Source organism: Neobacillus sp. SuZ13 (assembly GCF_030123365.1).
Lineage (GTDB): Bacteria > Bacillota > Bacilli > Bacillales > Cytobacillaceae > Neobacillus.
Genome location: NZ_CP126107.1, coordinates 5,559,513 through 5,584,307 on the forward strand (window position 1 = coordinate 5,559,513; position 24,795 = coordinate 5,584,307).

Genomic DNA, 24,795 nt, shown 5'->3' on the forward strand with positions numbered 1-24,795 from the left:
ATCCTATAAAACTCTAAAAGTCTTAATCTCATACGGTTTGATTTCAACCTCAATAGGTGATGCCGATTCTTCTCCGATTGGTTCTTCCATCAAATTGGTTTCCACCCATGAGTTCATGCCTGCGAGAATATCCAAAGAAATCTTGCCCCTGCGTCCTTCATATTCATGAAGGCGGATAATGATGCCGTTGCCATCATAGGCTGGCTTAATAGCATCAATCCAAACATGGTCCGAATCGATTTTGAGGAAAGACTCTTCCTTTGCCCATTTCCCTTCAGAAGCCACAACAGGATCATTCAAATCCCAAGCTGTCTCCACCGTTTTCGCTTTGCGCCAGTCCCCGATATGCGGGTAAAGCGAATAAACGAACGAATGGGATCCCTGATCTGCTTGTGGATCAGGATGAATCGCTGATTTTAATAAGGTGATCCGCATGATATGTTCTTTAATGTCGTAGCCATATTTGGAGTCGTTCAGTAGGCTTACCCCATAGTCTGGTTCTGACAGATCGGCCCACTGATGGCCCACCGTTTCAAATTTAGCCATATCCCAGCTTGTATTCCAATGAGTCGGGCGCTTCACATTTCCATATTGAATATCATAAGTGGCCTCTGTGGCCCGGATATCCACTGGGAAAGCCGCCTTCAGCAGTTTTCTCTTTTCATGCCAGTCCACCGTTGTTTCAAAATCAATGCGGCGGTCATTTTGATAAAAGACAATCCGCTGGGAGATTTCAGAATGATGATACGTCCACTTAGCAAGAATTGTAAACGTCAATTCCCCATTTTCCACGACTTCAAATCTGATTAAATCACGGATTTCTTCCATTTTTTCTTGATAAAAGAGATCGATATCCCAAGCATCATGGGCAAGCGGCTTATCTTCAAAAATTTGCAGGATATTCCCCTTTTGATTCTCAGCGAGAACCCCACGGCCGGCTTCCTTATCAAAGAGGGACGTCATTTGGCCAAATTCATTCCATTCAACCAGGTAATACGGCGTTTCCAATTTCCGGTCCTGATAGCTGAAATTCGAATTCGTTTCCTGAACGGCTGCCGCAGGCTCAAAATATAACGTCTTCGCCCCAAAGGAAGGAAGGGTGTCGACCTCAATCAGCCAGCCATTATCCCGTTTTTGATGGGTTAAGATTTCTCCCTTGCTGTTTTTCCAAACGCCTCCGGCAAAATCGGCAAATTGCGGGACCGCCACATTTTTCTTTCCCTGATGGTGAGTGGCATTAAAGAGTACGACAGAGCGGTCATCCTGTTCGATTCCGCGCTTGATAATGCAGGATTCCACGTTTCGAACTAGTTCGTGCGCTTCCTTGTATTCTTCTTTGGCATCCTCATACACCTCATGGATAGAGGAACCAGGAATGATATCATGAAATTGATTGCGCAGAATGATCTTCCAGCCATTTTTCAGCTCGTCCGTTCCCATCCATTGGCCATTTTCAGAAAGCCATGAAGTAAGGAATTCAGCCCGTCGGTATAAGAGCTCCAATTTCCGATTCATCTGCTTCATAAACGCCTGGCTGGTATAAGTGCCCCGGTGGTACTCAAGGTACAGCTCGCCATCCCATTTATGAATATAGCCATCCGATTCAGCAACATTCTCGTGAAGCTTGTTAAAGAATTCCCCGGCTGTCGACGTTTTTACCTTCGGCATCCCTGGGAGCGTATCAAATCTGCGGCGCATTTCAAGCATATGCCGATTGACACCGCCGCCGCCATCACCATATCCATAAGAAAGCAGCAAATCCTTCGATAACTCCTTATCTCGGTAGCCCTTCCATGCACCATTCACCGTTTTCGCGGTAATAAAGCCATTATACGTATAGAACCAAGAGTCCGGAGAGTTCCATGGCTCCGGCGTCGTGATAAAGTGCGTTAAAATCTCGGTACCATCGATTCCCTTCCAGTAAAAGGTATCATGCGGCATTCGGTTATACTGATTCCAGCTGATTTTGGTCGTCATCATTGTTTTAATGCCTGATTTTGTTAAAATCTGCGGAAGCGCCCAGCTGTAGCCGAACACATCCGGCAGCCATAAATACTCGCAATCCACGCCAAACTCTTCTTTAAAAAAGTTCTTCCCATGCAGGATTTGGCGGACAAGCGATTCGCCGCTCGGAATATTACAGTCCGACTCAAGCCACATCGCTCCGCCGGCTTCCCATTTGCCTTCCGCCACTCTTTCCTTTATTTGAGCGTAAATCTCAGGATAATCCGTTTTGATATAGTCATAGAGCTGAGGCTGTGTTTGCAGAAATAAATATTCAGGGAATTGCTTCATTAAATGCAAGACCGTTGAAAAAGAACGTGCAGACTTCTCCCGTGTATTTTTTAACCTCCAAAGCCAGGCCACATCAATATGGGTATGGCCGACAGTGTGGATCGTGATGTCTGAAGTTTTGGTGAAGGACTGAATCGCCTCCGTCAAGCTTTCCTCCGCCGCATAACAGGACTGATAAAATTCAGAGCTGCCGGGCTCGGTCCAATTAATCAAATGAAGGGCATCCGAAATCAACTTTTTCAAAATGGTATAGGCGGAATCCGATTCACTTGTTTCTTTTATCACTTCATAAGCAGCTAAAAGGGTGTAATAGAGATTATCTACCCGCTGATCAAGCCAGCCAATAGCGGCTATTTGCAGTTTAAATTCATTTTCTGTCGGAACTCCTCCACCCTCAAGACCTGACCAGAGCCTGAAATCCAAACGCATCGTCCCCTTGGCCGTTTGGTTATCGAAGAGGACTTCTTCATGATTGGAATCGACACCCTGATATGGTTTGCCATTGACAAATAGAAGCGACTCAAAGCCTGAATTATTGCCCCCGCCCGTTTTTCCAAACGAGAATAGACCGACAATCTGCTGATCGGCATATGGCAAATGAGTATCAATCTCTGCATGAAGCCAAATATAGCGATCGCGGCCTTTCCAGTAGTCGCCGATATTCATCACCTTTTGTTCATCATACGCAGCCGGTGGATAGGCACCAATTGAATCATCATCCTCCTGGGCGATAAATTGATGAATTCCCTTAAGGTCTCGGTACCGGTAACCCTCTAATTCCCTGATGCGCTCTTCAAATTTTCTTTCTGTTAAGAACATGCTTTCACCTCGTTATAACTAGTTTTTATAATGAAAAGTTGCCTGCAGTGACGATCCGATGATAGACATTACCGCCTACTAGCCCCTCCACGATTTCCCATGGCCCATCATGGCGCAGCCGTTTCTCTTCCAATTCCTCGATCCGGAGAATTCTTCCCTCAAGCCACTCCTGAATCCGGTATTTGGCGGAATCCATCCGAGTCATGACGCCGCCATAACGAATATCAATCACTTCCCAGCCAAATGGTTTGTACGCCACAAACCAAATGTCTCGGTGCTTTTTCCTTAAAAGGTCCACATTCTTTTTGATTCGATCCAAAGTAAGTAAAATTGATTTCATTTGTTCATAATCGTTGTTCTGATACGCCGCTAGGATCTTGAGGCCTATTTCCGCTTTGTCAGCCAGCACCCTTGCCAGCTGTTCATAAAAATCAAACAGAGCTTCCCAGGCAGGATTCTCCTGTTTGGCTTTTTCAAGCACGGGTACCAGCTGCTGATAGTGCTCCCCTAAAGAAAGACCGCGGACATTCTCATCATATAAGCCTATTAAACTATCTTGGTAAAGCAGCACTTTCGATGTCATCGAGGTATTCATGTTATCCTTCATTACACCCGGTGTTTCATCCAATAATTTCAAACTCATAAAATCGGCAAAATGCCCGCCACCACAAAATTCAAAACGCTCGGCCACCTTTTCAATAGACACTTCCTTTTGGTAAGTGTGCTCGGCAAATAATTGCATGATCGGGTAAGCTGTTGCAAACGGCGTTTCTGCTCCGTTATCCCCCCACAATGTGACAAAGATTTCGCCGATACCTTCCTGTTTACAGGCAGCCATTGCCGCTTTTGTTGTCTCAATCGCCTTGCCATAGTTCGGCGCCAGTCCATTCCATGTCCAAGCCCCGCCGGCAAAAATCGGCGTTGTGCCGAGCAGCTTATGGTTTTGAAAATCTTGTTCATACACTTCTTGTTCTTTCCGGTAATAATTCCAATAAACAAGCTCGACATCCGGAATCCCTTCAAGAATATCCTCCCGAATGGTGCCGCTTTCATCCTTATAAGGGCTGTTTTCGGCAAACAGCGGTAAGTACATATCGCTCCAAATCATCGGTTTCAGACCCAGCTTATCGGTAATAGCGATTACCTTTTGCAGATGCCTATTCATGAGATCAATATGCTTTTCATAGCCATGCTTCTCCAAATATTTTCCTAGGCCAAGCTGAAACGTCTCGTCCATGCCAATATGGATTCGTTTGGTCCGAAATGGTTCCGAAGCCGCTTTTAGACAGCTCTCTAAAAACTCATACGTTTGGGGCTCATCTACGAGTAAGATATCATCGGTGTCTTTGATCGTTGCGGCATAATTCCATTTCAAGGCTTCCCGCAAGTGGCCCAAGGTTTGAATGCAAGGGATCATGTCAATTCCGAGTTTCGCGGCATATTCATCACAAGCTTTGAGCTCCTCAAATGTATATCTTCCACGCATATATCCAAAGTAAGGATATTCCTTTACCTCGTAGGTGTCCTCTGTATAGAGCATGAGGGTGTCTAATCCCATGACAGCCATGTGCTGCAGAAGCTTTTCTACGTCAGCAACGGTCGGAACCGCATTTCTCGACGCATCCAGCATCACGCCACTCATGTTAAACTGGGGATTCTCGATGATATCGAATTCGTTACTTTTTTGAAAATTCTCCAGCCACACTCCGATCGCCCGGAAAAAATGAACCGGCTTTTCGAATGAAATTTCTCCCTGGCCGTTTTTATTCACGACCCTTAACGGCCCTTCCTGATTTATCACGTGAATTGGATATCCATCAGTAGAAAGTTGAACTTTTAATCGTTTTGAAACAAGCTTGAGACCATCTGCGACAGCAGACATATCCCCCATTAAGTACAGTTCCACTTGAATTTCCCCTTTTTTCTCCGAATTCCAATCTGGTTCATGCTTTTTTCGTCAGCTTTGTTGTTTTTAACTACAAAACGCGAAGTATTTTTACATCCAAAAAACTAGTTTGATAGATTTATCGGCGAATTTTTGACTTTATCAGCGAATCCGGAGCTTTTATCAGCGAATTTCACACTTTTATCAGTGAATCGGAAATCGCTGCAATTTTACCTTTAACAGAGCCCTTCTAAACGAGTAAACCGGTTAAGACAAACCTTCATCATCCAATAGGCAGGAGCAACCGCAGAAATAAACGGGATGAGGCCGGGAACCTGATTGATCAGGTAGCCAATGACAAAAAAACCGGCGCCAATCCAGATAGTTGAAGGCAGCCCTGTTAAGGCGATGAGAAAGGCCTGTTTGATGTATTCCCTACTTGAAAGCTCATAATGGACATAGACGGCAAAGAAATGCCCGACTGCCAATAGTAGGATGATCAACAGGATGTAAAGGATGATCAACAGGAAGCTGGCAAAAACACCCGCCATAAAGGTCTCTGTAATCCTGATATCGATAAAAAGAAAAAGGCCGATGCTGTAAAAAACAAGGCCTATTCCATTGCTTCTCTTCCATTCTTTGAAATAGACTTGGTTAAACGTCTTCCAAACAGGTACATCGGTATCTTTTCTCAGCCATTTACGGACAATCGTAAACAGAGCTACCGTTGCCGGGAAAAAGCCAAATACCCCTAGTCCCAAGGCAGTAAAGGCAATCCAGCAAATATTTGCTGAGATCGCCCTCCATATCCATTCACAAACAACGATCATCCATGAACCTTTGTTCATTCGGCACCACCCTTTCCAATGAACTTAAACTAGCTTGCCGTTATTTTTCTGCAAATGATGATAAAGCGGACTTCCTTTTACAGCTTTACCGGTTAAACTCAGCACGAATTCACTGAACAACGTGTTGGCCCACGCGAACCAATCTCTTGTAAATTCCTCCGGACAGTCGGCGTTAAAGCCTTCGTGCATAAAATTCGTACCGCCATCAGTGTTTGTAAAATAAGCCAAAATTTGCAGTTTTTCCACTTCGCTTACCGCGGTCATCCCCTGGATGGCCAAGGCAATATGCCAAATATAGTGATCTGGCGTGTGCGGGCTGCCGATGCCATTGGCATATTTACCCTCGTAATAATAAGGATTATCCCTGCTCAAAAGGAACTTACGTGTATTGAGATACGTCGTATTATCAAATGGCTGGTACCCTAAATACGGGGCCGCAAGCAAACTTGGCACATTGGCGTCATCCATTAAATTAACCCGGCCCTCCCCATCGGTTTCATAGACATACATATCACCGTAGATCGGATGATCCAATTTCGCATATTGTTCAATCCCCTGCCTGATTTCCTCACGAAGCTTTAAGCATTCTTCTTTTATGGAGGAATCTTTTAGCACCTCATCACACATTTCCGCCGCATACCCTAACACGACAACGGCAAACATATTCGCTGGGACCAGGTATCCGTATGTGCAGGCATCATCACTTGGGCGGAAGGCGCTCCAGGTCATTCCCGTCGGAACCACACGCCCCCCTTTTCCTTCGCGGATCAAGGTATCGGATTGGCGCGCATCGGCCCGTTCAAACAGGTAAGGAGACTTGTTTTCATGATCCTGCTCCGTTCTCCAAACATGAATGATTGTCTCCAGCACTTCTTGGAGCGTTTCTTTTGTATAAGCCGTACGGCCGGTTGACTTCCAAAACAGATAAGCAAGCTGGATTGGATAGCATAACGAGTCTATTTCGTATTTCCGTTCCCAAATATGAGGGGTCATGTCAGTAAGATCGGTTTGATGCCCCCTGCCATTTGCCGTTTCGTTAAACGCATTGGCATAAGGGTCATGCAGGATAAAGGCGAATTGCTGGCGAATCACCCCTTCGAGTAATTCGGCCAGCTCCTCATCCTCCTCTGCAGCAAGCAAATAGGGGCGCACTTGTGCTGCAGAGTCTCTTAACCACATCGCCGGAATGTCGCCGGTAACGACAAAGGTCTTTCCGTCTTCCAGCTTTTTCAGCGTCGTGGTATACGTATTAACAAAGCATTGCTCGAACATATCGTGTAATTTTTCGTCCCCAGGAAAGCATTCCTTCACATGTTGGATCAGTTTTTGTATCGATTCTGGAATTACTGCTGTCATTTTTCCCTCTCCTATCGTTTATGTTGAAAACCTAGTGTGATAATTTCATAGCCAGTGACTTCATACTGATTGCTAGATTCATTGGTTTGTTCTTCAAGTATCGTACTCTTGTAAGATGTAAAATCCGGCTGGGCGGGGATGGATGCCGTAAGACTTTTACTAGTTGGCGCCGGATTGAACCAGCGAATCATCACGTCATCACATTCTTCCGCCACTTTCATCGATGACCACGCAAGGCCCTCGGACTCCCAGTTCACAAACTGATAGTCAGCTGGCAATGTCCCTTCATGGGCGCTTGTCTGAATAACCTGAAGGGGTACTTTATATTGATAAGCATCCACAAATGCTTTTGATGCAATCACATCTTTTTCATGCATGAGCACTTGCCACTCGGCTGTTTGAATCCCGATGCACTGGGCCTCCGGTGTCGGGAAGTAGCCCCAGTCGCCAAGTTCGGCAACCGAACGAAGTACGGTGAGGGCAATCGTTCCATCTTCTGGCAGGATTTCATATTCCTGCAGTCCATCCGTGGCCACGGTTAAGCCCATCTCGTCACCGTTAATGCTGGCGAAGCGCTGCTGGTGATGGCAGAAGCTTGGATTTTCCCATTCTTTTTCCGGTATATTCGGACGTGTCACAATCTCGAATATACTGTCGGCCTGGTGTGTTTCCATCTGCAATCCTGTCGGGAAAAGGACACGCAGGCGGTGGTCGGCTGCTTGATTGTCAATGGTCAGCTTGAAAGCCGGACCCTTCCTTCCTTTTTCGAGAGTGGCAACCGTGCGCAGTGTAATGGTCGTCATTTCCTTCGATCTGCCTGCTTCTCTCTCCTTATGCCAAATCAAGCGGTTCCGTTCAATCGCTAGTCGGTCGTCCGCTGAAACCGGAATGGTTAGGGTATGCGTAAACTCAAGCTCGGTTCGAAGCGGTGATTTTTCAATGAAACGAAATACGGCCGGCACATCCTTTGTCGTAATCGGCTCCTGTCCTTTTGCTTCCTTGAACATATATTCATTGCCGACATCCCCTGTATCCTCGTAAATACCGAGACGATGGAAGGTCCTGCCGGTTGCTTTATTTGTTAAATTATAGGTGCCATCCTCATGAAACAGGAGGTGAACATATTCATTTTCCATTTCCATGCCGCCATCCTCCGCTTGTTCTGGACGCTGCCCGTACGGCTGTTCCTGCGGAATAAGATAGAAGGTCTTGTAGCCGAATGCCGGTACATTTTCTGCAAAGAAGGAAACCTTGGCCCGCTTGGCAAAAAACGGCTGGCGGAATTTGTCATCCGGTAAATCATAGCCAAACTCAATCACCGGGTTTTCCAAGTGACATTCAATGGTATTGCCGGCTTGATCGACCAGCTTGTAGGCTGGCAATTCTTTATCCTGTAAATACATTGGAATTTCTTCAAAATGCATTTGCGAAAAATATAACTTTTCCAGATCAACTGTTTTCGTGACGACTTCGTCTTTATCCCAGCCCGTTGTATTCAAGACAACAAGGGGAATTCCGCCCTCTGGTACGCCCGAGGTATCAATTTTACCAGCAAGCTCTGCCGCCTGCTCCGATACAAACACCTCTCCCATTTGCGAAACCGTTTCAAAGCGGGTCTCCATTTCGCGGTGCACCTCATCCACGCTGCAGCCGCAAATGCTGTCATGCGGGTGATTTTTCATCAAGGACTTCCACATGAAGCGGAGATATTCCCTTGGGTAGGTCCCGCCTGCTAATAAGGCCATGCTCGCAAGCGGCTCGGCGATTTTTTCCAAAAGGGTTTGACAGTGATTGTTCCATTGCTTCAAATAAATCCTGCTGGATGCGGTATTGACAAGCGTCGACCAGCCATCGGTCCGCTGATTGCGCAGTTCGCCTTCAATGACCTGCAACTTCTCAGGAAGTGCTTCTTTTAACGCTTCTGTATATTCATCAAAACTGGAATGCTTAAAGGTGTAATCAGGATATAAACTAGCTGCCGTTTCAATCGCCTTCGGAATCGTTTTTTGCAGCGGCTGGTGGTCGCATCCATTCATAAACAGTAACTGATTGGTGGACGCATACTTTTCGGCATCGCGGAGTTTTACATCCCAGAATTTCTTCGCTTCCGCTTCGTCCACCGGGATTTCATTTCCGTTCGAGTACCAATTGGCAAAAAGAATGCCCAATACATTCGAGCCATCCGGTGATTTCCAGATCATCTCGGAATAAGGAGATTCATAATCAGGAGAATCGGACACCGTGTTATTAAAGCCGGTCGGTTTTACGCCTCTTCCGAAGGCAGCCGTATCAATCCCCGCTTGCTTTAAAAGCTGGGGCGCCTGCCCATAAATGCCGAAAGTGTCAGGAAAATAGCCAATTTTTGAGACATGCCCATAAGCTTTGGCATCATGTAAACCGATTTGCAGGTTTCGGACATTGGCTTCAGAGCTTGTTAAAAAAGCATCCTGCAGCACATACCACGGTCCGATATGCAGCTTTTTCTCTTGGATTAATTGTTTAACGATCTCCCGGTTTTCCGGATGAACGGCAAAATAGTCCTCCAAAAGAACGGTCTGACCATCAAGATGAAATGCTTGAAACCTATTTCCTTCTTTTTTGAACTGGTCGATCAACTCATTCATCAGCTTTATAAAATAGTAACGGTGCTGTTCAAAAGGCAAGTACCATTCCCTGTCCCAATGGGAATGGGAGATAATATGTGCAGTTTTTTTCATTGAATCCTACCCGCTTTCCTTTATTTCAGTTTTGCGAAAACGCTATCATTTTCTTTGATTTCATTTTAACAAGCCAGGATTTTCGAGCAATAGATTGCAAGTAAGTCCTATGGATTTTACAGTGTATCTAAAAATAGTTCATGAAAAATGGGGGCAGCCGCTCACTGCTTTCCTGCAATGAGGGCTACCCCCTTCACTTATTTAATTTCCATTATTAAAGTCCTTTTTTAATTCCTCCATCCGATCCAGTAACTGAACTAGTCGGTCATAGTTTGTGACCTGTTTTCTTACGGTTGGATGAAGCTTGTTGTAGGCCACTTTGCAGTCGTTGACACGATGCTTGTCAGCTAACGTCAATTGATCCACGTCAGGAAGAGCATTGATTAGATGAATGACTTCGGTTACCTTTTCGTTCAAGTAAGCCGCACTATACCTTAGGCTTTCTCTTTCATCCTCCTGCTGGACGGTATAATAGATTCTTCCAGCTTCAGTACCGAAATCCAACTGGTCAAAGGCGATGGTTCCGTCATGGTCGGCCGTCTTTTCTGCCAGAATATCCTTTGCATCCAAAGCCTTATATAATCGAACGGTTTGACCTTTTTTCACTCTTTCGATTGTTACCTTATCCTGGGCTCCAGCGTTGTTTTCCGCCTTTACAAAATGCATCATCACGTTTTCTGTCCTCGGCAAAGCAGCACTTTCAAACATTTGCCAATCATAGATACGGATCGCTCCCCAAGGGGAAGTACCGCTGTTATAAATCTGCAGCTTGAATTCCCTTGCCGTAACCGGCTGATCTAGCACTATATCTGTCACTGCTTTCGTATTATCAGTAATCCGTTTGGCACTAACCCATTCGCCATTTTGATTTTTATAAAGCAGCTCAAAATCGACGGTGTTCATGTTATTGGCTTCCCCGCCATATTCCGCATGCTCTACACGCCAGCGGCGGATCGTTTTCTCTTCACCAATATCAATGGTCATATAGCCGGTTTTCATATTGGTTGCGCACCATTTACTATTGGCGAGGGCTGTTCCGTCCAGTGCTTTAGAGGCCGGTTCTGCCGCATTTTCCGCGGAGACTGATGTTACTTTGGCCTTTAACGCCACATTCGGAGAAGTAGGGTTTTTCTCGATCTCGGTTGCATCCGTCCCCATGCCCCAATCAAAAGAAATTGTGGCGGCTTGACCGCGTACATAATCCTGATTGACCGGCACCACTTTCAGTTTCGTGATGTTATCGGCCGAAGCATTTTCAATCGTTCTCGTAATATTTGGTGTATAGAAATAGTTATTCGGTGTTACGCCCAATAGTGTTTCCACGCCATCGGCATTCTCCTGGTAAACCTCATAGTGCAAGACATTCTTCTGCTCGGACCAGCTTAGGCGGGCTTCCGCCTCAAACGCTGTTTTCGGCATTTTTTCTAGAATTTTCACATCAGCAGGTTTCGCCAGCACGGCCGCTGCAGCATCATAGACGGACAGCTCGCCTAAATGAATCGAGTAGTTTTCTATTTTTTGAGTGTTGTTGACTTTCAGACTTAGCGCATAGGCTGTTTTCCCAGCATCCTTTCCAAGATCAACAACCGCTGTCTGCCAGCCATCATCCGACTTAGGCAGCGGATAGTATTTCATGTTGCTTTGTGCATAGTCTTCACTATAGGCCACACCTAATGACACATCCGCTCCCGATTGGTTTTGATAAACAACACGGACCTTAGTTGTGTCCGTAACCGGAAGTTTGGAGCTGTACAGCATCGTGTCATTGACTGAACCCGCTTCGAGCGCACCGCTAAATTTCAGCGAATTGCCTCCGTTATAGGCTTTATCAAAATCATAGGAAACCTTGATTTTGCTGCCTTCACCTCGGATCCACCAGCGCCAGGTCGGCATGATATCCTGGATGGAGCGGTTATTCCACTCAATGCCGCTGGCGATTTTTCCGTTCACAAAGTATTGTTTTCCGTGGCCGCTGTTAAAGTTTGTTGTAAATGGCTTGGATTGGATTACAGATGTATCCGTAACAAAACGCGCCATCCCTTTCCAAGCAGCCGAATCATCGGCAAGGGTAGGATCGCCCTGTGGTCCTGTCCATAAATTCTTTTCTTTTTCATGGAAGTCAGCCGGATCAGCCGCTAACCCCATGGTCGAGTTTGGCGCATAAAGGGCAATGGAAACTTTCGGCTGATTCTTTTCATCGAGCAGTGCATCGGTATTAATTTTGGTATTATAGGAATTCTGTTGAATTTCAAAACCGGCATAAGCATCAAATGGGCTGCGGTTATGACCTTTCATCGTCTCTACGGTGGTGTTAATCTTACTGGTTGTCCAGTTATAGTTTAAAAAGAACTCATCAACTGCATATTCCCCATCTTCTGCCGGTTTCACATACATGTCATTTTTGCTGTTGATAGAATCCTGATAGTTGATGGCTCCCGTATTGTCCTGCGCGTCATACCAGCTGACATTCAGGTTGGAATTCCGTTTAATATAGCGCATCATTTCATTCATGCGTTCAGCTGTAGCCTTACTGACACCAGACGTTTCCTGATTGAAAAAATAGCCATCAAAACCATAGTACTCCGCCACTTCCATCATCTTGTCGGCAACTGGGAAACTGCCATCCGGTTTCTGCTGTGTGAACTTTTCAATTTCAGCGACTCCCTCAGCGGATTTGCCCCATGGGAAACCAAGCGTAGCATAAACAGGCACCCCATTCCGGTGGGCGGTATCGACAATATCCGGTGTAGGGATGGCAAAAATCCCTTCATTGGTTCCTGACCAGTAAATATAGGAATCTAGTAATTGCCAGTTGTCGAAAGCATATACATTAAAATCATTGCCTCCGACAGAACTGGCCTCATCATGATTCCAGTTCGTAATCGCCGCAGAGGTGATGCCAGCCTTTGGATTGGCCAGTGGATTCACCTGGGATCCTTTAAAGCGATTTTTGTTTAACGGCACGCTAGCCCGGTCTATTTCGGCATCCGGGTCGTTTTCAGGCGACCAGTTCAGAAGGGTTTCCACCCTGAAGGCCGGAGCCAGCGGCTTTAGACTGAGCCTGTCCGCATAATTTTCATTGACGATGTCCGTCCCGTCCCCATTAACGGCAGCTTTTGCCCCGGGGACATCCAGTGAACCTAGTAACATGAATGCAGCCGATACAGATAAAATGCGGCCGAACAACTTGCTTCTATTTCTCCTCATCTTGCTCCTCCTCTAATTAAAGCCTGGGGGACGGTTCTCATGGCTTTTGCCAAATGTACACCGAAAAAAGCCAGCGGAACCGTCCCCATGGCCACATGGTCATGGTTATGGATTCAGAAATCCATGGACTTCAAATTCAAATATCCTCGCAGCCGTATCGCCGCCTTGGGTTGGTTTGTCAATCCACAAACGGACATAGCGTGCGTTTGTTAACGCGATGCTGTGTTCTGAAACCGCTGCTGTATTATCGGTCACCTTAACAGCCTCTGTCCAATTGACTCCATCTGTGCTTACTTCAATCCTAAATGCCTGAGTGTTAAAGGCTTGCGGTTCTCCGCCCGCTTGTGCATGGCGAATGACAAACTTGGAAAGGGCAAACTGGTCGCCCAGATCCACCTGCAGCCAATGAGGAGCATTCCCCAATGCACACCATTTACTGTTGTCCTTGCCATCGAACGCATATTTCGCTGCTTCAGTCGGAGCGCATTGTCCGCTGGCGATCGCATTCTTATTCAATGCCACATTTTTAATGTCCTTGGCTGCTTCAGAAATGGTAATCATCGCTTCTTTTGTCAGGACACTTTCACCCTCGCTGTTTTTCGCAATCATGGTAACCGAGTAGACGCCCTCTTTTTCATAAGTAACGACCGGATTTTCCTCATTACTCATTGCTGGAGTTCCACCTTCAAAATGCCATTCCACCTCTTCTGTTACTTCTGATGAACGATTAAGAAAATGAATTTCCTGCTCCGGAGCCGCTACCGTTTGATCGGCACCGAAATCGGCTTCCGGCTTTGGATAGGACGGCCAATCGAAGGTAACCGTTGTTGGCGCGCTTCGTTTGAACTCTTTGTTCACCGCAAAAATTTCCAACGTGGTGCTGCTTTCTTTCCCACTGCGCTTCAGATTGGATAGGTAATACACCTTATTAGGGGTAGCGCCAACAAACTCTTTTTCATTGTTTGGCAGCTTCCTGTAAATTTCATAGTGGCTCACATCGGAATCAGACAGCATCCAAGCAAGTGCAACGTCCGCATAGATTCCTTTATTAAACTCGATTTTATTTACCTTTGCATCGTTCGGAGCATGGATGGAATGGTGCTTTTCCTGTTTGTTATAAACCTTGATTTCTCCGATATGGGTCGTAAAATCTTTCTCATCCTTATCACTTTCAACCAAAAGCGAAATGGCTGCGATGTTTTTACCACTGTATTTTTTTAGTTTGAATGAATCAGTTGTCCACGATTGATCCGTTCGTTTTTTCACATCAAAGAACACAAATTGGTCGGGTTTGTCAGTAAAGCTGACTCCCAGTTTCATGTTTGGCTTTTTCAAATCTGTTTTGTATGTCAGCGAGATTTCCGTATCCTTTTGAATTGGCAGATTGCTTTTATAAAGCTTGATATGGGTTGGGGTGTCTGCCTCAATTGTTCCTGAAAGCTTTAACGAGCTGCCGCCGTAATAGGCTGTATCCCAATCGAAATTGACGTCAACAGCCTGCCCGCCCTCTTTCAGCCAGCGCCAGGTCGGGAGGATATCCTGGAGACTGCGGTTATTCCAGGACTGATTGCTTACCGCCTTTCCATCTGTAGCGAAAAACTTGCCGCTTCCTGTATTAAAGTGAGTCACAAAAGGAAGCTCCTCGATCGCGGTTTTAGCGGTAAAGTAGTGGGCCATCCCTTTCCATGCCCCGTTATTGCTGGTTGCAGCAGGATTTTTGGACTTTCCAACCCAAAATTCATTTTCCTTTTGATAAAACTCCTCCATAGTGCTTGCCGTTTTAAAGGCCCAATCCGGACGATAAATGCCTAAAGAAGTTAATGGTGCTTTCCCCTCAGGGAAAATCCCCTCCCAAGGAACGTTGGTGCTTGTCCCATTTGCTTCCACATCAATGCCGGTAAACAAATCATACGGACTTCTGCCAATTTCCTGAGCCTTGTTAACAGAAGATTGCTGGTTGCGCCACCAGAAGTTTAAAAACATACTGTCAGAAACACGTGTCTCCCCATCCTGCAGGAAGCTGCTGTTTTGATTGGTCAACGCATTTTGCCAGCTAACCCTCCCGTCCTTCGTCATCGAATCGTACCACATGATATGCATGCCTTCGCTCTTATGCTGCTGAAGATAGACAAGGAAATCCTTCATTTTTTGAGCTGTTTTGGCATCTCCACCTTCGGTTTCCTGGTTAATAAACCAGCCGTCAAATCCGTAATAGCGTGCCGCTTCAAGCAGCTTGTCCGCCGCTGGGAAGGAGCCGTCCTCCCGCTGGGTCAGCATTTGGTTCAGCCACGCAACTTTTCCTCCATAGACGGTCGGTGGAAAGAACACGTTTCCCAAAATCGGCACACCGTTTTTATGGGCAGCGTCAATGACGTCCGCACTTGGCGGTACGATTATCCCTTCACCGGAAGAACCTGCCCAATACACCATGATGTCGACGTATTGCCAATAACTAAAGGTATTCGCCAAAAATTCCTTCCCGCCTTGGGACGGTACTCCACTCGTTGTGGGGTTGAGTGCAGACAAAGCTACTACCTTTGCATCTGACTGGGCATTGTCATTGACTTTGTATAACACTTCCCGTTTGCCCAATGGAATTTGGCTGCGGTTAAACACAGCATCCGGATCGTTCTCCGGCGTCCAATTCAATAATTGCTCGGGATACCAATAAGATGATTCTGGCTGTTTGGCATAGCTTGTGTTAGGTGATAACCCCATCACAAAGATGCCCAAAAAGAAAACCAGCCACAAAAAGCCCTTTTTCACATTTTTCACTGTTTCTCCCCGCTCTCTATCTATTTTTTATATTGAAGCTTATGTAAGCTTGCTTCCCTTTTCCCTGAATGGGACTATAGAATGATAGCGCTGTCAAAATTACCTTCGATGATGTTTTTCCGTCAGTCATTCTCATTTGACTCTTTTTTTCACATCTTATTCCGAGCAGATTGCTCCGTCAACGAATGCACAAAATGTGATTTAGTTTTTCCATAATCTCTAAGGTTTTTCCAGTCCATAGGGACCGTCTTCTGGTTTTTTTAAGGGGACAATCGTAATTTTTGCGCGTTAAAAGGCCCGATTAGCTGTTAAGAGCTAATCGGGCCAGATTCCATGGGTCCAGGCATGTTTGTCATAAGAGTATATTTTATCAATTTGGGTGCTTACCCCGATTCCCCAACCGCTAAGTGAGGAGCCTCATGATCCTAGACGCTTAATTAACTCATCTTAACTTCGTAACCGGAATATGAAAGTATAGGATGAGAAAAACAGAACACACAAAGCAAAGGCCCCATGCCCAAAGCGGCCTCGTCTGGTGGAGGCGCAGTCCAATAAACAAAAATATCCAAACCACACATGACCAGCCAAAATTCCAACCATGGGAATAGGAAATCAGTTTGGCAGACCTGAACAGAGATTCCGTGATCACCTCAACAATAAACCAGACGCCAATATAGAAAACTTGCTTAAACCAACGTGAATGATACGGGTATAAGGATAAGTAAAGTAAGGTCAGACAAGGGAAGGTGATAAATGTTATAGAAAAATCCGCAATGGTGTGGTTGGGTATGATGAATGAACCTCGAAAGGTCCATAATGGATATTCGTACATCAGTACAGAGATAAAGAAGTTTACACTTATAATATAAAGGATGGTGGGATAGTAATTCTTCCAATTCCTCCAATCTGCAAACCGCCAGGTACCAATCATATAGATAAAGGGAAGCACCAATCTTAAGTATGATACAACTGTATGTAACATGGTGTCTCCCTCCTTCTAAACGTTTTTCACTATTTAATAGTATTATTCATATCGGGGGCGTTTAAACAATTAGAAATAGAATTGCTATTATTGATAATACGATTCTGAACATAGCCTTTTTAAAAATGCACGTTCTACACAAAAAAATGGATTGGGGAAACCTCCAACCCATTTCTAAATTGCTTTATTCCCCTCCACTACCTTCTTATTATCAGAAGGAAACATTCCTAACATGAGGACGACTGGTACGATATTAACCACCGCTAAAACCGTCCCTTGGAAATCCGTACCACTCATTAACCCGTGTACAGTAACTAGAATATACAGGATAGGGTTAAGAGCATGCAGCTTCTGCCATCTTTGGTAACCAATTTTCTTACGGAACTTCGAAGTGACAATCGTTAAAATTAAGAAATATGTCGCAATCGAACCTAACCCCATAGAAATCGTTTCATAGCTGCCGCTAAACGGAATCAGGAGATCAGACCAACTAAATTTCATGTAAGCATCAATCAACAAAATTCCTAAGTGATCGGCTGTCATAATCAATGACCAGTCTGACAAAACCTCATGAAAATGAAGGAGATTATTCACTTTCTTTTTCCGTTTCTTCTGGACCGCAGAATATAGTCCTGTTAAGACCGCTAAATATAATAATAGATAAGCGACAATCCCTGTAGCTCGGATTGCGTACCATTCAAGAGACTCCACTTTATTCGCCACCTCTCCAAATTTCTTTTACTTCGTTTATGATAACCGCTGGATTCTTTTTGACAGAAAGCAAGGCCTTCCCGCGCTCTTCTCCTAATAAAAGAACTACTTTCGCTAATACATCTGCTTCCACTGCCGTAGGCGCCGTTACCGTAGAAGAGATAATCGTGCTCGCGGACGGTTCTCCTGTTGTGGCATCAATAAGGTGATGCTTACTACTTCCATTCACCGTCCATCTTCTTTTCATCGAAGTGGAAGTCGCTACAGCCCCGGCAGTTACTTGGATGGAAGAGAGCATTTTGGATGGATCAAAGGGATCTTCAATGCCAATGTTTAAGTGCCGCGGCAGACTTCCAAAGATCCGAATATCTCCACCGGCATTAACAAATCCATATCCAATATCGGATAAGATATCAGCTGCACGATCGACCACCCAGCCTTTAGCGATTCCACCTAAATCAATACGAGTATGCAAAACTACTGTTTGTTTATCCTCATCTAATTGATATGGTCTCATTTTCGTAAACACTGGGGCTATAGGGGACGGAGCTGTCAGCTCCCTCCCTTTGATCAGCTCAATCGATTTTGTATAACCGCTGTTTTCAATTGCTGACAAAATACCAGGATTAAACACTCCATCTGTTTCTTCGTAAAATCTATGTGCTTCTTTTAAAATGCTAAATAATTGATCCGATACCTCGACCTCTTCCCCTGGCTGCTGATTTAACTTGGATAACTCACTATCTTCCTTAAACCTGCTGCAGGTGTCTTCGACAGTGGCAAATAATTTGTATATCGGCATGAGATCATTCGCAAATAGTTCTTGGTTGATTGATAGTTGTACCATTGTACTCATTGAATTGAAGTTATACTTATACATCTTCAAGTTCCTCCTATAGTAGTCTCAAATGCACCATCGTACTCATTGATACTTTTTTCATCAGGTTCCCCCCGTTGTCGTATCAAAGCCTCTATGTTGACTTGGAAACGAGTGGTCTTGTGAAACAGCTTGGTCATCTGACTGCCCAGTTCCAAAAGTGTCTGTAGATTCATTAGTATCAGTTGATGCACTAGTATCAGTTGATTGGCTTGGCACCTCATAGGTGATCGATGAATCTTGGTTACTCTCACTTTGATAGACCTGAGTTGAATTTTGTGTTGTCGCTACTGTAGTTGTTGTGCTTGTTGTATCTTTATTGGTAATTCCCATATATGACATCATTCCAGCGACAAGAGCAAGACTGGCAAAGCTTACTCCCCAAGAGGTAAATTTCTTTTTTTGCATGTGAAGGACTCCTTTCAGTTTTTAAATGTTTTTCTAAGTCCATGTCTGCATTATGAAACGGAAACCTTAATTTAGTCTTAAGAAGTGCCAAGTTTGCCAGAGGGACAGTTTCTCCTAGCTTTTTTTGAGGAAGTTAAAGTGAACACTAGAAAGGTCCCCTTGGCCACCTGGGATTATAGTAGGAAAACGGGAAGTAGCCGATAAAATGGGAAAAGCGGCAGATATATTCTAGAAGTGGCAGATAAAAATGGAAAGCGGCAGATATATTCTAAAAGTGGCAGATAAAAATGAAAAGCGGCAGATATATTCTAAAAGTGGCAGATAAAAATGAAAAGCGGCAGATATATTCTAGAAGTGGCAGATAAAAATGAAAAGTGGCAGATAAAGTCTCCAAAGATGCAGATTAAAAGCAGTGCCTGTCACTCCCCGAATAATGTCGATAAATTCGACAAAATGAGGTGGTGACAGGCACTTAATGTTTGTTTACTTCACGTGCGATTGATTCCAAAATGTACATAACTGGAATTTGGGTTGTTATATTTGAATTATTATACTTTTCCTCGGTTACATAGTAAGGTACATTTACATCTGAAAGTTTTGCAACCGTGCAATGTTGACTGTTTGTAATGCTGACAATCTTACTTCCTTCTTGTTTAAGTTGATTAATATGCGTAACCGTAAACCGATTTTCTCCAGATACAGACAAGGCGATCGTCGTACTGTTTTGTAAATATTTCGCACTAATTGGAAAGAGTGGGTCTTTTATGTAAAGTGAAAATTTACCCAAGCTTGAGAAATACCTTGCTCCATATTCTGCTAATATCCCAGAACTCCCAATACCAATAAATATAACACTATCAGAATCTGCAATAATTTTCGCTGCATCCATGATATACGAATCGAGATTTCCTTTTAACGTCCGTTCCAGAAATTCAGATAAGGACTCTTGCGAACTTCTCAAATGGGGGGTTTGGTCTTTATCTAAAAATAACTTCAACTTCACTTTGAATTCCGAAAATCCTTCACAATCCACTTTGCGGCAAAATCGTAGGATCGTTGAAGTCGAAACGTGCGTCTCCTTTGCCAATTCCCTTATCCGCATATAAATCACTTTATCACTGTTTTTAATAACATAATTATATAAAGACATTTCCAGATCATTAAAAGTGCTGATCACTTCATTTGAAAACAAATAATCCCCCCTTCAGTTGACCATATTCGAACTATTATGATTGGGATTATCATACCACATGTTTGGAAAAACATAGTGTTTTCACAAAGTAACAAATCACTTTTAACGACAACTGTTACAAAAACCTTCCCTTCTATTTCCACCGGCATTATTTGGAGGTACACTTTCGTTGAGCAGAAAAACTTCATTGATATACAGTATTTGAAAATATCCGGAGGTGCACAATCATGAAAAAAGGGATTAAAATTGTAACAATAGGCGGAGGTTCAAGTTATACTCCTGAACTTGTAGAGGGTTTTATTAAAAGATACGATGAACTTCCAATCAGCGAGTTATGGTTGGTTGATATTCCAGCAGGACAAGAAAAATTAAATATTGTCGGTTCTCTAGCCAAACGGATGGTAGAAAAAGCCGGACTCCCAATTGAGGTACATTTAACTCTTGATCGGCGTGAAGCACTTAAAGACGCAGATTTTGTTACCACTCAATTCCGTGTTGGATTACTCGATGCTCGTGCAAAGGATGAGAGAATACCATTAAAATATAATGTCATTGGCCAAGAAACAAACGGACCAGGTGGATTATTTAAAGGTTTACGTACCATTCCAGTCATTTTGGAAATTTGTAAGGATATCGAAGAACTATGCCCTGATGCTTGGCTAGTAAACTTCACAAACCCTGCGGGCATGGTAACGGAAGCTGTACTCCGTTATAGTAATATTAAAAAGGTAGTGGGACTCTGTAATGTTCCAGTTGGCATAAAAATGAGAACAGCCGAGATGCTAGAAGTGGCTCCTGAAAGAGTCAACATCGACTTCGCTGGACTTAATCATATGGTATTTGGATTAAATGTTTATGTAGATGGAGTAAGTGTACTTGGTGACGTGATTGAAAAAATGGCGGACCCCGAAAATTCTATGAGCATGAAAAATATCAAGGCCATCGATTGGGAGCCTGATTTCCTTCGTGGGCTAAACGCGATTCCTTGCCCATATCATCGTTATTATTATAAAACAAGTGAAATGTTAGAAGAAGAGATGCGCGCAGCTAATGAAGAAGGCACTCGAGCAGAAGTGGTAAAGCAAGTCGAGAAGGAACTATTTGAACTTTACAAGGATCAAAATCTAGCGATTAAACCTCCTCAACTCGAACAACGTGGTGGTGCTTATTATAGTGATGCCGCTTGCAACTTAATAAATTCGATCTATAACGATAGACGTGACATCCAGCCAGTAAACACAAGAAATAATGGCGCGATTGCAAATATAGCAGATGATTCTGCAGTTGAAATAAACTGTATCATTACAAAAGAAGGCCCTAAACCAATTTCAGTAGGTGAGCTTCCTGTCGCAGTACAAGGTCTTGTCCAGCAAATTAAATCATTTGAGCGTGTAGCTGCAGAAGCTGCCGTAACCGGAGATTATAATACGGCTCTACTGGCAATGACCATCAATCCACTTGTACCTTCTGATACGATTGCAAAACAAATTTTAGATGATATGTTAGAAGCACATAAAGAATACTTACCACAATTTTTTACAGCCGTAGAGGCGTAAAGAACGGTGCCTGTCACTCCCCGTGGACCAGACCAAAAGTAATCATACACGTAGACCATCCCCAGGCTATTCAAAGCCTGGGGACGCTTTATGATACCTGTGTCTATTTATGATTTTAAACGTAAAGCATCTACTATATGTAGAAGCTTTACTGTAAAAATAATATAACTTAGTTTATGAGATGTTGGTAAAACTCAAAAGCCTCTATATCAGTAAACCCTTCATGAACGACCTTTATAACCGCTTGAATCATTTCTTCGGGGTGTTCAGATTGAAAAATATTCCTTCCCATATCTACACCCGCTGCTCCGCCTTGAATAGAGTTGTAGGCTAGAGTCAGGGCATCTTTTTCTGGTAATTTCTTACCGCCTGCCACGACTAATGGGACTGGGCAAGCTGCGGCAACTTTTTCAAAATCTTCACAGTAATACGTTTTAACAATTTGTGCACCAAATTCAGCCAGCATTCTTGTCGCTAACAAGAAGAAGCTAGTGGTGCGCGCCATTTCTTTACCAACCGCTACAACGCCCAATGTTGGAATGGAGTATCTTGAGCCAAGGTTAACAGCTCGGTTTAACTCTTCGATGGTTTCCTTTTGACCATCACTTCCAATGAATGTTTGAATGGCGATTGCACTTGCATTCATCTTAATCGCATCCTCCATATCTACCACCATGGATTCATGACTCAGGTCATCTTGGAGAACACTGGAACCAGAGGAAGCTCGTAAGGCTATCGCTTTATTAAAGGTCGGCGGGACACTGCTTCGAATAGCCCCTCTAGTCCCCATTAAACAATCGGCATAATTGGCTAATCTAGGAATAAGCAGATCTAATCTTTCTAGCCCTGACGTAGGTCCCATGAAATAACCATGATCAAACGCTAACATGACCGTTTTACCAGTGTCCGGTTTGAAGATTCTGGATAACCGATCCTTCATTCCCCAATCATAATTGTTTGCACCTTTTACATGGTAATTCCCATTGTTTGCGAACGGTATACTCTCAGAATAATCCTTTGCATTTTTGTTGCCATCTCTATCAGCCACTTCTATCACTCCTTTATAACAAGTACTCTATTTGACTATTAAAAATCGTAGTCGCTCGTATTGTCTTTCGTAAATACAATCCGTTCAGGTAAAACAATAATGCCTGAATCATCTGCTGTGTAATCATAGCCTTGGATGGTGTTTGGCTCTACTTTAACAGAACCCATATCAGGAACCTCCAAAGAGTCTCCAACTTTCAGTTCCTTTCCTTGTGCTAACCAATAAGCGACGTATACGGCAAGGGCACCTTGATCTTTTACATCCCATAAACCATGGTTGTTAATGGTACCATTTTCAATAAATTGTCTCATTGAATTTGGAGAAGCAAATCCTGTTATAATGACATCATCCGCTTTTAATCCCTTATTTTCAGCCGCTTGTGCCATAGCCGGAAGAGCGGTTGAGTCAGGACAAATAACCGCATCAATATCAGGATAAGAACTTAAAATACTTTCTCCCACTTGTAATGATTTTTGTTCATTGGCATCCCCAAATTGAGTCGTAACCAATTCCCATTTTGGATATTTTTCTTTAATATATTGGTTTGCAGCCTTAACCCATGAGTTTTGGTCAGGAACTGTCGGGCTGGAATAGAACCAGGCAATTTTCTTAGCCTCATCAGGTTTATCCATTTGCTGGGCAGCCATGTCAACAAGCATTTTTCCTAGGATATCTGGTGTACCCTGGTCTACATAAACAGAACGAAATTTTGGATCAACATCTGAGTCCCATGTGACCACTTTAACGCCGGCATCTAATGCCTTTTTCAATGCTTGATTCAAACCATCAGAAGAGACGGAAGAAATGGCAATCGCATCCGCACCGCTATTGACGGCACTATTAATAATTTGTACTTGATTCGCAACCGTACCTTCAGGGGCACCATCGTACTTCACTTTAAAACCAACCTTTTTGGCCATTTCTTGGGCCCCATCGTTTCCAGACTCAAAGAAGGCGTTCCCTGTCATTTTTGGAATAAACACAACTTGAATATCTTTCGGATCTTTCTTCTTACCCCCATCTTCAGAAGCATTGTCATTGGAACCGCAGGCAGCTAATAAAAACGTCAGAATCGCCATCAAACTTACTATTTTAATAGACTTTATTTTTCTCACTGTCCCTAACCCCCAATATGTTGTTTTTGTGTTAAGATCCTTTTCATATTCAATCTGAACTCTGGATTTATGCCCAAGAATGCGACAGATAAGATAAGAAGAACCCCAGTAGCTAATCCTATATATTGGGTGGAAACCCCCGCCATTTGCAATCCTATCTGCATAAATCCTAATATAATGCTAGCTAACGCTGTCCCTACAACACCCCCTTTACCTCCTGTGATTAATGTCCCTCCTAACACAACGACAGTTAGAATGGGCATTAGATACTCAGCGCCATAATCAGCTCTTGCACTGCCTAAATAGGAAGTCAATACAACCCCTGCAACACCGGCACTTAACCCTGACAAAACGTATGAACTAGCTATGATTCTTTTCGTATTGATTCCCGAGTAATCAGCTGTGTTTTGGTTTATTCCTGTCAAGTATATATATCTGCCATACCTAGTGCGGTGCAGGAGAATATAAGCAATGAGAAACATGATAATAAAAAGAAGCACAGCATGAGGGATTCCTATGACCTCTCCATTTGCAATGTTGCTAAAATCTTCAGGGAAGCCCGAGATCCCTTCATAGGTACTTACACCAGACAATCCCACGAGCACAATGGCTATCCCGCTATATAAAAGCATGCCGCCAAGGGTGATGACCATCGCTTGAACTCTTCCATAAGCAATAAGAACTCCATTGAGAAGACCGCATAACCCGCCAATTAAAATGGCACAAAGGATGGAGCCCCAGATATTGATCCCAGCCACTTGCGACAATAGACCTGTGACGACGGAGGTTAACCCAATAATCGAAACGCCAGATATGTCGATTCCTCCTGTAATAACGACCAGTGTGACAAAAAAGCCAATAATGGCAATCGGAATAAAATCGTTAAAGCTATTTAACAAGATCGTGACATTCCAAAATCTTGGATTAATCATCCCAAAAACGATCATTTCAGCAATGATCAAGACGAATAGGGTAAGGTTCCATTTCGGGATTTTATTTAACAT

At 43.9% G+C, this 24,795-nt stretch carries 16 protein-coding genes; 1 reads left to right on the forward strand and 15 read right to left on the reverse strand.

The features are described 5' to 3' along the window. Nucleotides 1–3: 3 nt before the first annotated feature. The 12 genes from QNH17_RS27365 to QNH17_RS27420 form a co-directional block, all read right to left on the reverse strand. The gene (locus QNH17_RS27365) at nucleotides 4–3,114 is read right to left on the reverse strand and encodes an alpha-mannosidase (protein ID WP_283876477.1); all 3,111 of its coding nucleotides are present in this window, start codon (nucleotides 3,112–3,114) and stop codon (nucleotides 4–6) included. Between the two features lie 25 nt (nucleotides 3,115–3,139). After that, complete coding sequence (locus QNH17_RS27370) at nucleotides 3,140–5,020, reverse strand: beta-N-acetylhexosaminidase (RefSeq protein ID WP_283876478.1); 1,881 nt, start codon at nucleotides 5,018–5,020, stop codon at nucleotides 3,140–3,142. 215 nt (nucleotides 5,021–5,235) lie between these two features. Continuing rightward, entirely contained in the window at nucleotides 5,236–5,847 is a 612-nt protein-coding gene (locus tag QNH17_RS27375) for a YesL family protein (RefSeq protein ID WP_283876479.1), read from the reverse strand. 24 nt (nucleotides 5,848–5,871) lie between these two features. Then, on the reverse strand, nucleotides 5,872–7,203 hold the full coding sequence (locus QNH17_RS27380) for a glycoside hydrolase family 125 protein (protein WP_283876480.1): 1,332 nt from the start codon (nucleotides 7,201–7,203) through the stop codon (nucleotides 5,872–5,874). 11 nt (nucleotides 7,204–7,214) lie between these two features. Then, complete coding sequence (locus QNH17_RS27385; RefSeq protein ID WP_283876481.1) at nucleotides 7,215–9,920, reverse strand: alpha-mannosidase; 2,706 nt, start codon at nucleotides 9,918–9,920, stop codon at nucleotides 7,215–7,217. Between the two features lie 201 nt (nucleotides 9,921–10,121). Further along, nucleotides 10,122–12,848 carry an endo-beta-N-acetylglucosaminidase gene (locus QNH17_RS27390; RefSeq protein ID WP_283876482.1) on the reverse strand — a complete coding sequence of 909 codons (2,727 nt, stop codon included), beginning with the start codon at nucleotides 12,846–12,848 and terminating at the stop codon, nucleotides 10,122–10,124. Between the two features lie 384 nt (nucleotides 12,849–13,232). Then, entirely contained in the window at nucleotides 13,233–15,902 is a 2,670-nt protein-coding gene (locus tag QNH17_RS27395; protein ID WP_283876483.1) for an endo-beta-N-acetylglucosaminidase, read from the reverse strand. Nucleotides 15,903–16,344: 442 nt separating this feature from the next. Further along, nucleotides 16,345–16,884: a CBO0543 family protein gene (locus QNH17_RS27400; protein WP_283876484.1), complete on the reverse strand. Its 540-nt coding sequence runs from the start codon at nucleotides 16,882–16,884 to the stop codon at nucleotides 16,345–16,347. Nucleotides 16,885–17,058: 174 nt separating this feature from the next. After that, nucleotides 17,059–17,595: a ferric reductase-like transmembrane domain-containing protein gene (locus QNH17_RS27405; RefSeq protein WP_283876485.1), complete on the reverse strand. Its 537-nt coding sequence runs from the start codon at nucleotides 17,593–17,595 to the stop codon at nucleotides 17,059–17,061. A 1-nt stretch (nucleotide 17,596) separates the two neighbouring features. Continuing rightward, complete coding sequence (locus QNH17_RS27410) at nucleotides 17,597–18,475, reverse strand: FAD:protein FMN transferase (RefSeq protein ID WP_283876486.1); 879 nt, start codon at nucleotides 18,473–18,475, stop codon at nucleotides 17,597–17,599. A 60-nt stretch (nucleotides 18,476–18,535) separates the two neighbouring features. Continuing rightward, nucleotides 18,536–18,880 (reverse strand): hypothetical protein, encoded by a 345-nt coding sequence (locus QNH17_RS27415; protein ID WP_283876487.1) that lies wholly within the window; start codon nucleotides 18,878–18,880, stop codon nucleotides 18,536–18,538. Between the two features lie 472 nt (nucleotides 18,881–19,352). Next, nucleotides 19,353–20,072: a MurR/RpiR family transcriptional regulator gene (locus QNH17_RS27420; RefSeq protein WP_283876488.1), complete on the reverse strand. Its 720-nt coding sequence runs from the start codon at nucleotides 20,070–20,072 to the stop codon at nucleotides 19,353–19,355. 227 nt (nucleotides 20,073–20,299) lie between these two features. Between QNH17_RS27420 and QNH17_RS27425 the strand changes: the two genes are divergently transcribed. Further along, nucleotides 20,300–21,628: a 6-phospho-beta-glucosidase gene (locus tag QNH17_RS27425; protein WP_283876489.1), complete on the forward strand. Its 1,329-nt coding sequence runs from the start codon at nucleotides 20,300–20,302 to the stop codon at nucleotides 21,626–21,628. A 169-nt stretch (nucleotides 21,629–21,797) separates the two neighbouring features. On the opposite strand, the gene lsrF is transcribed toward QNH17_RS27425, so the two are convergent. Genes lsrF through QNH17_RS27440 form a run of 3 tightly spaced genes read right to left on the reverse strand, consistent with a single transcriptional unit; the run spans nucleotide 21,798 to nucleotide 24,795 of the window. Then, nucleotides 21,798–22,676, reverse strand: coding sequence for a 3-hydroxy-5-phosphonooxypentane-2,4-dione thiolase (gene lsrF / locus QNH17_RS27430; RefSeq protein WP_283876490.1), 879 nt, complete (start codon nucleotides 22,674–22,676; stop codon nucleotides 21,798–21,800). A gap of 38 nt (nucleotides 22,677–22,714) precedes the next feature. After that, nucleotides 22,715–23,782 carry an autoinducer 2 ABC transporter substrate-binding protein LsrB gene (lsrB, locus tag QNH17_RS27435; RefSeq protein WP_481858639.1) on the reverse strand — a complete coding sequence of 356 codons (1,068 nt, stop codon included), beginning with the start codon at nucleotides 23,780–23,782 and terminating at the stop codon, nucleotides 22,715–22,717. A gap of 14 nt (nucleotides 23,783–23,796) precedes the next feature. After that, nucleotides 23,797–24,795, reverse strand: coding sequence for an ABC transporter permease (locus QNH17_RS27440; protein WP_283876492.1), 999 nt, complete (start codon nucleotides 24,793–24,795; stop codon nucleotides 23,797–23,799).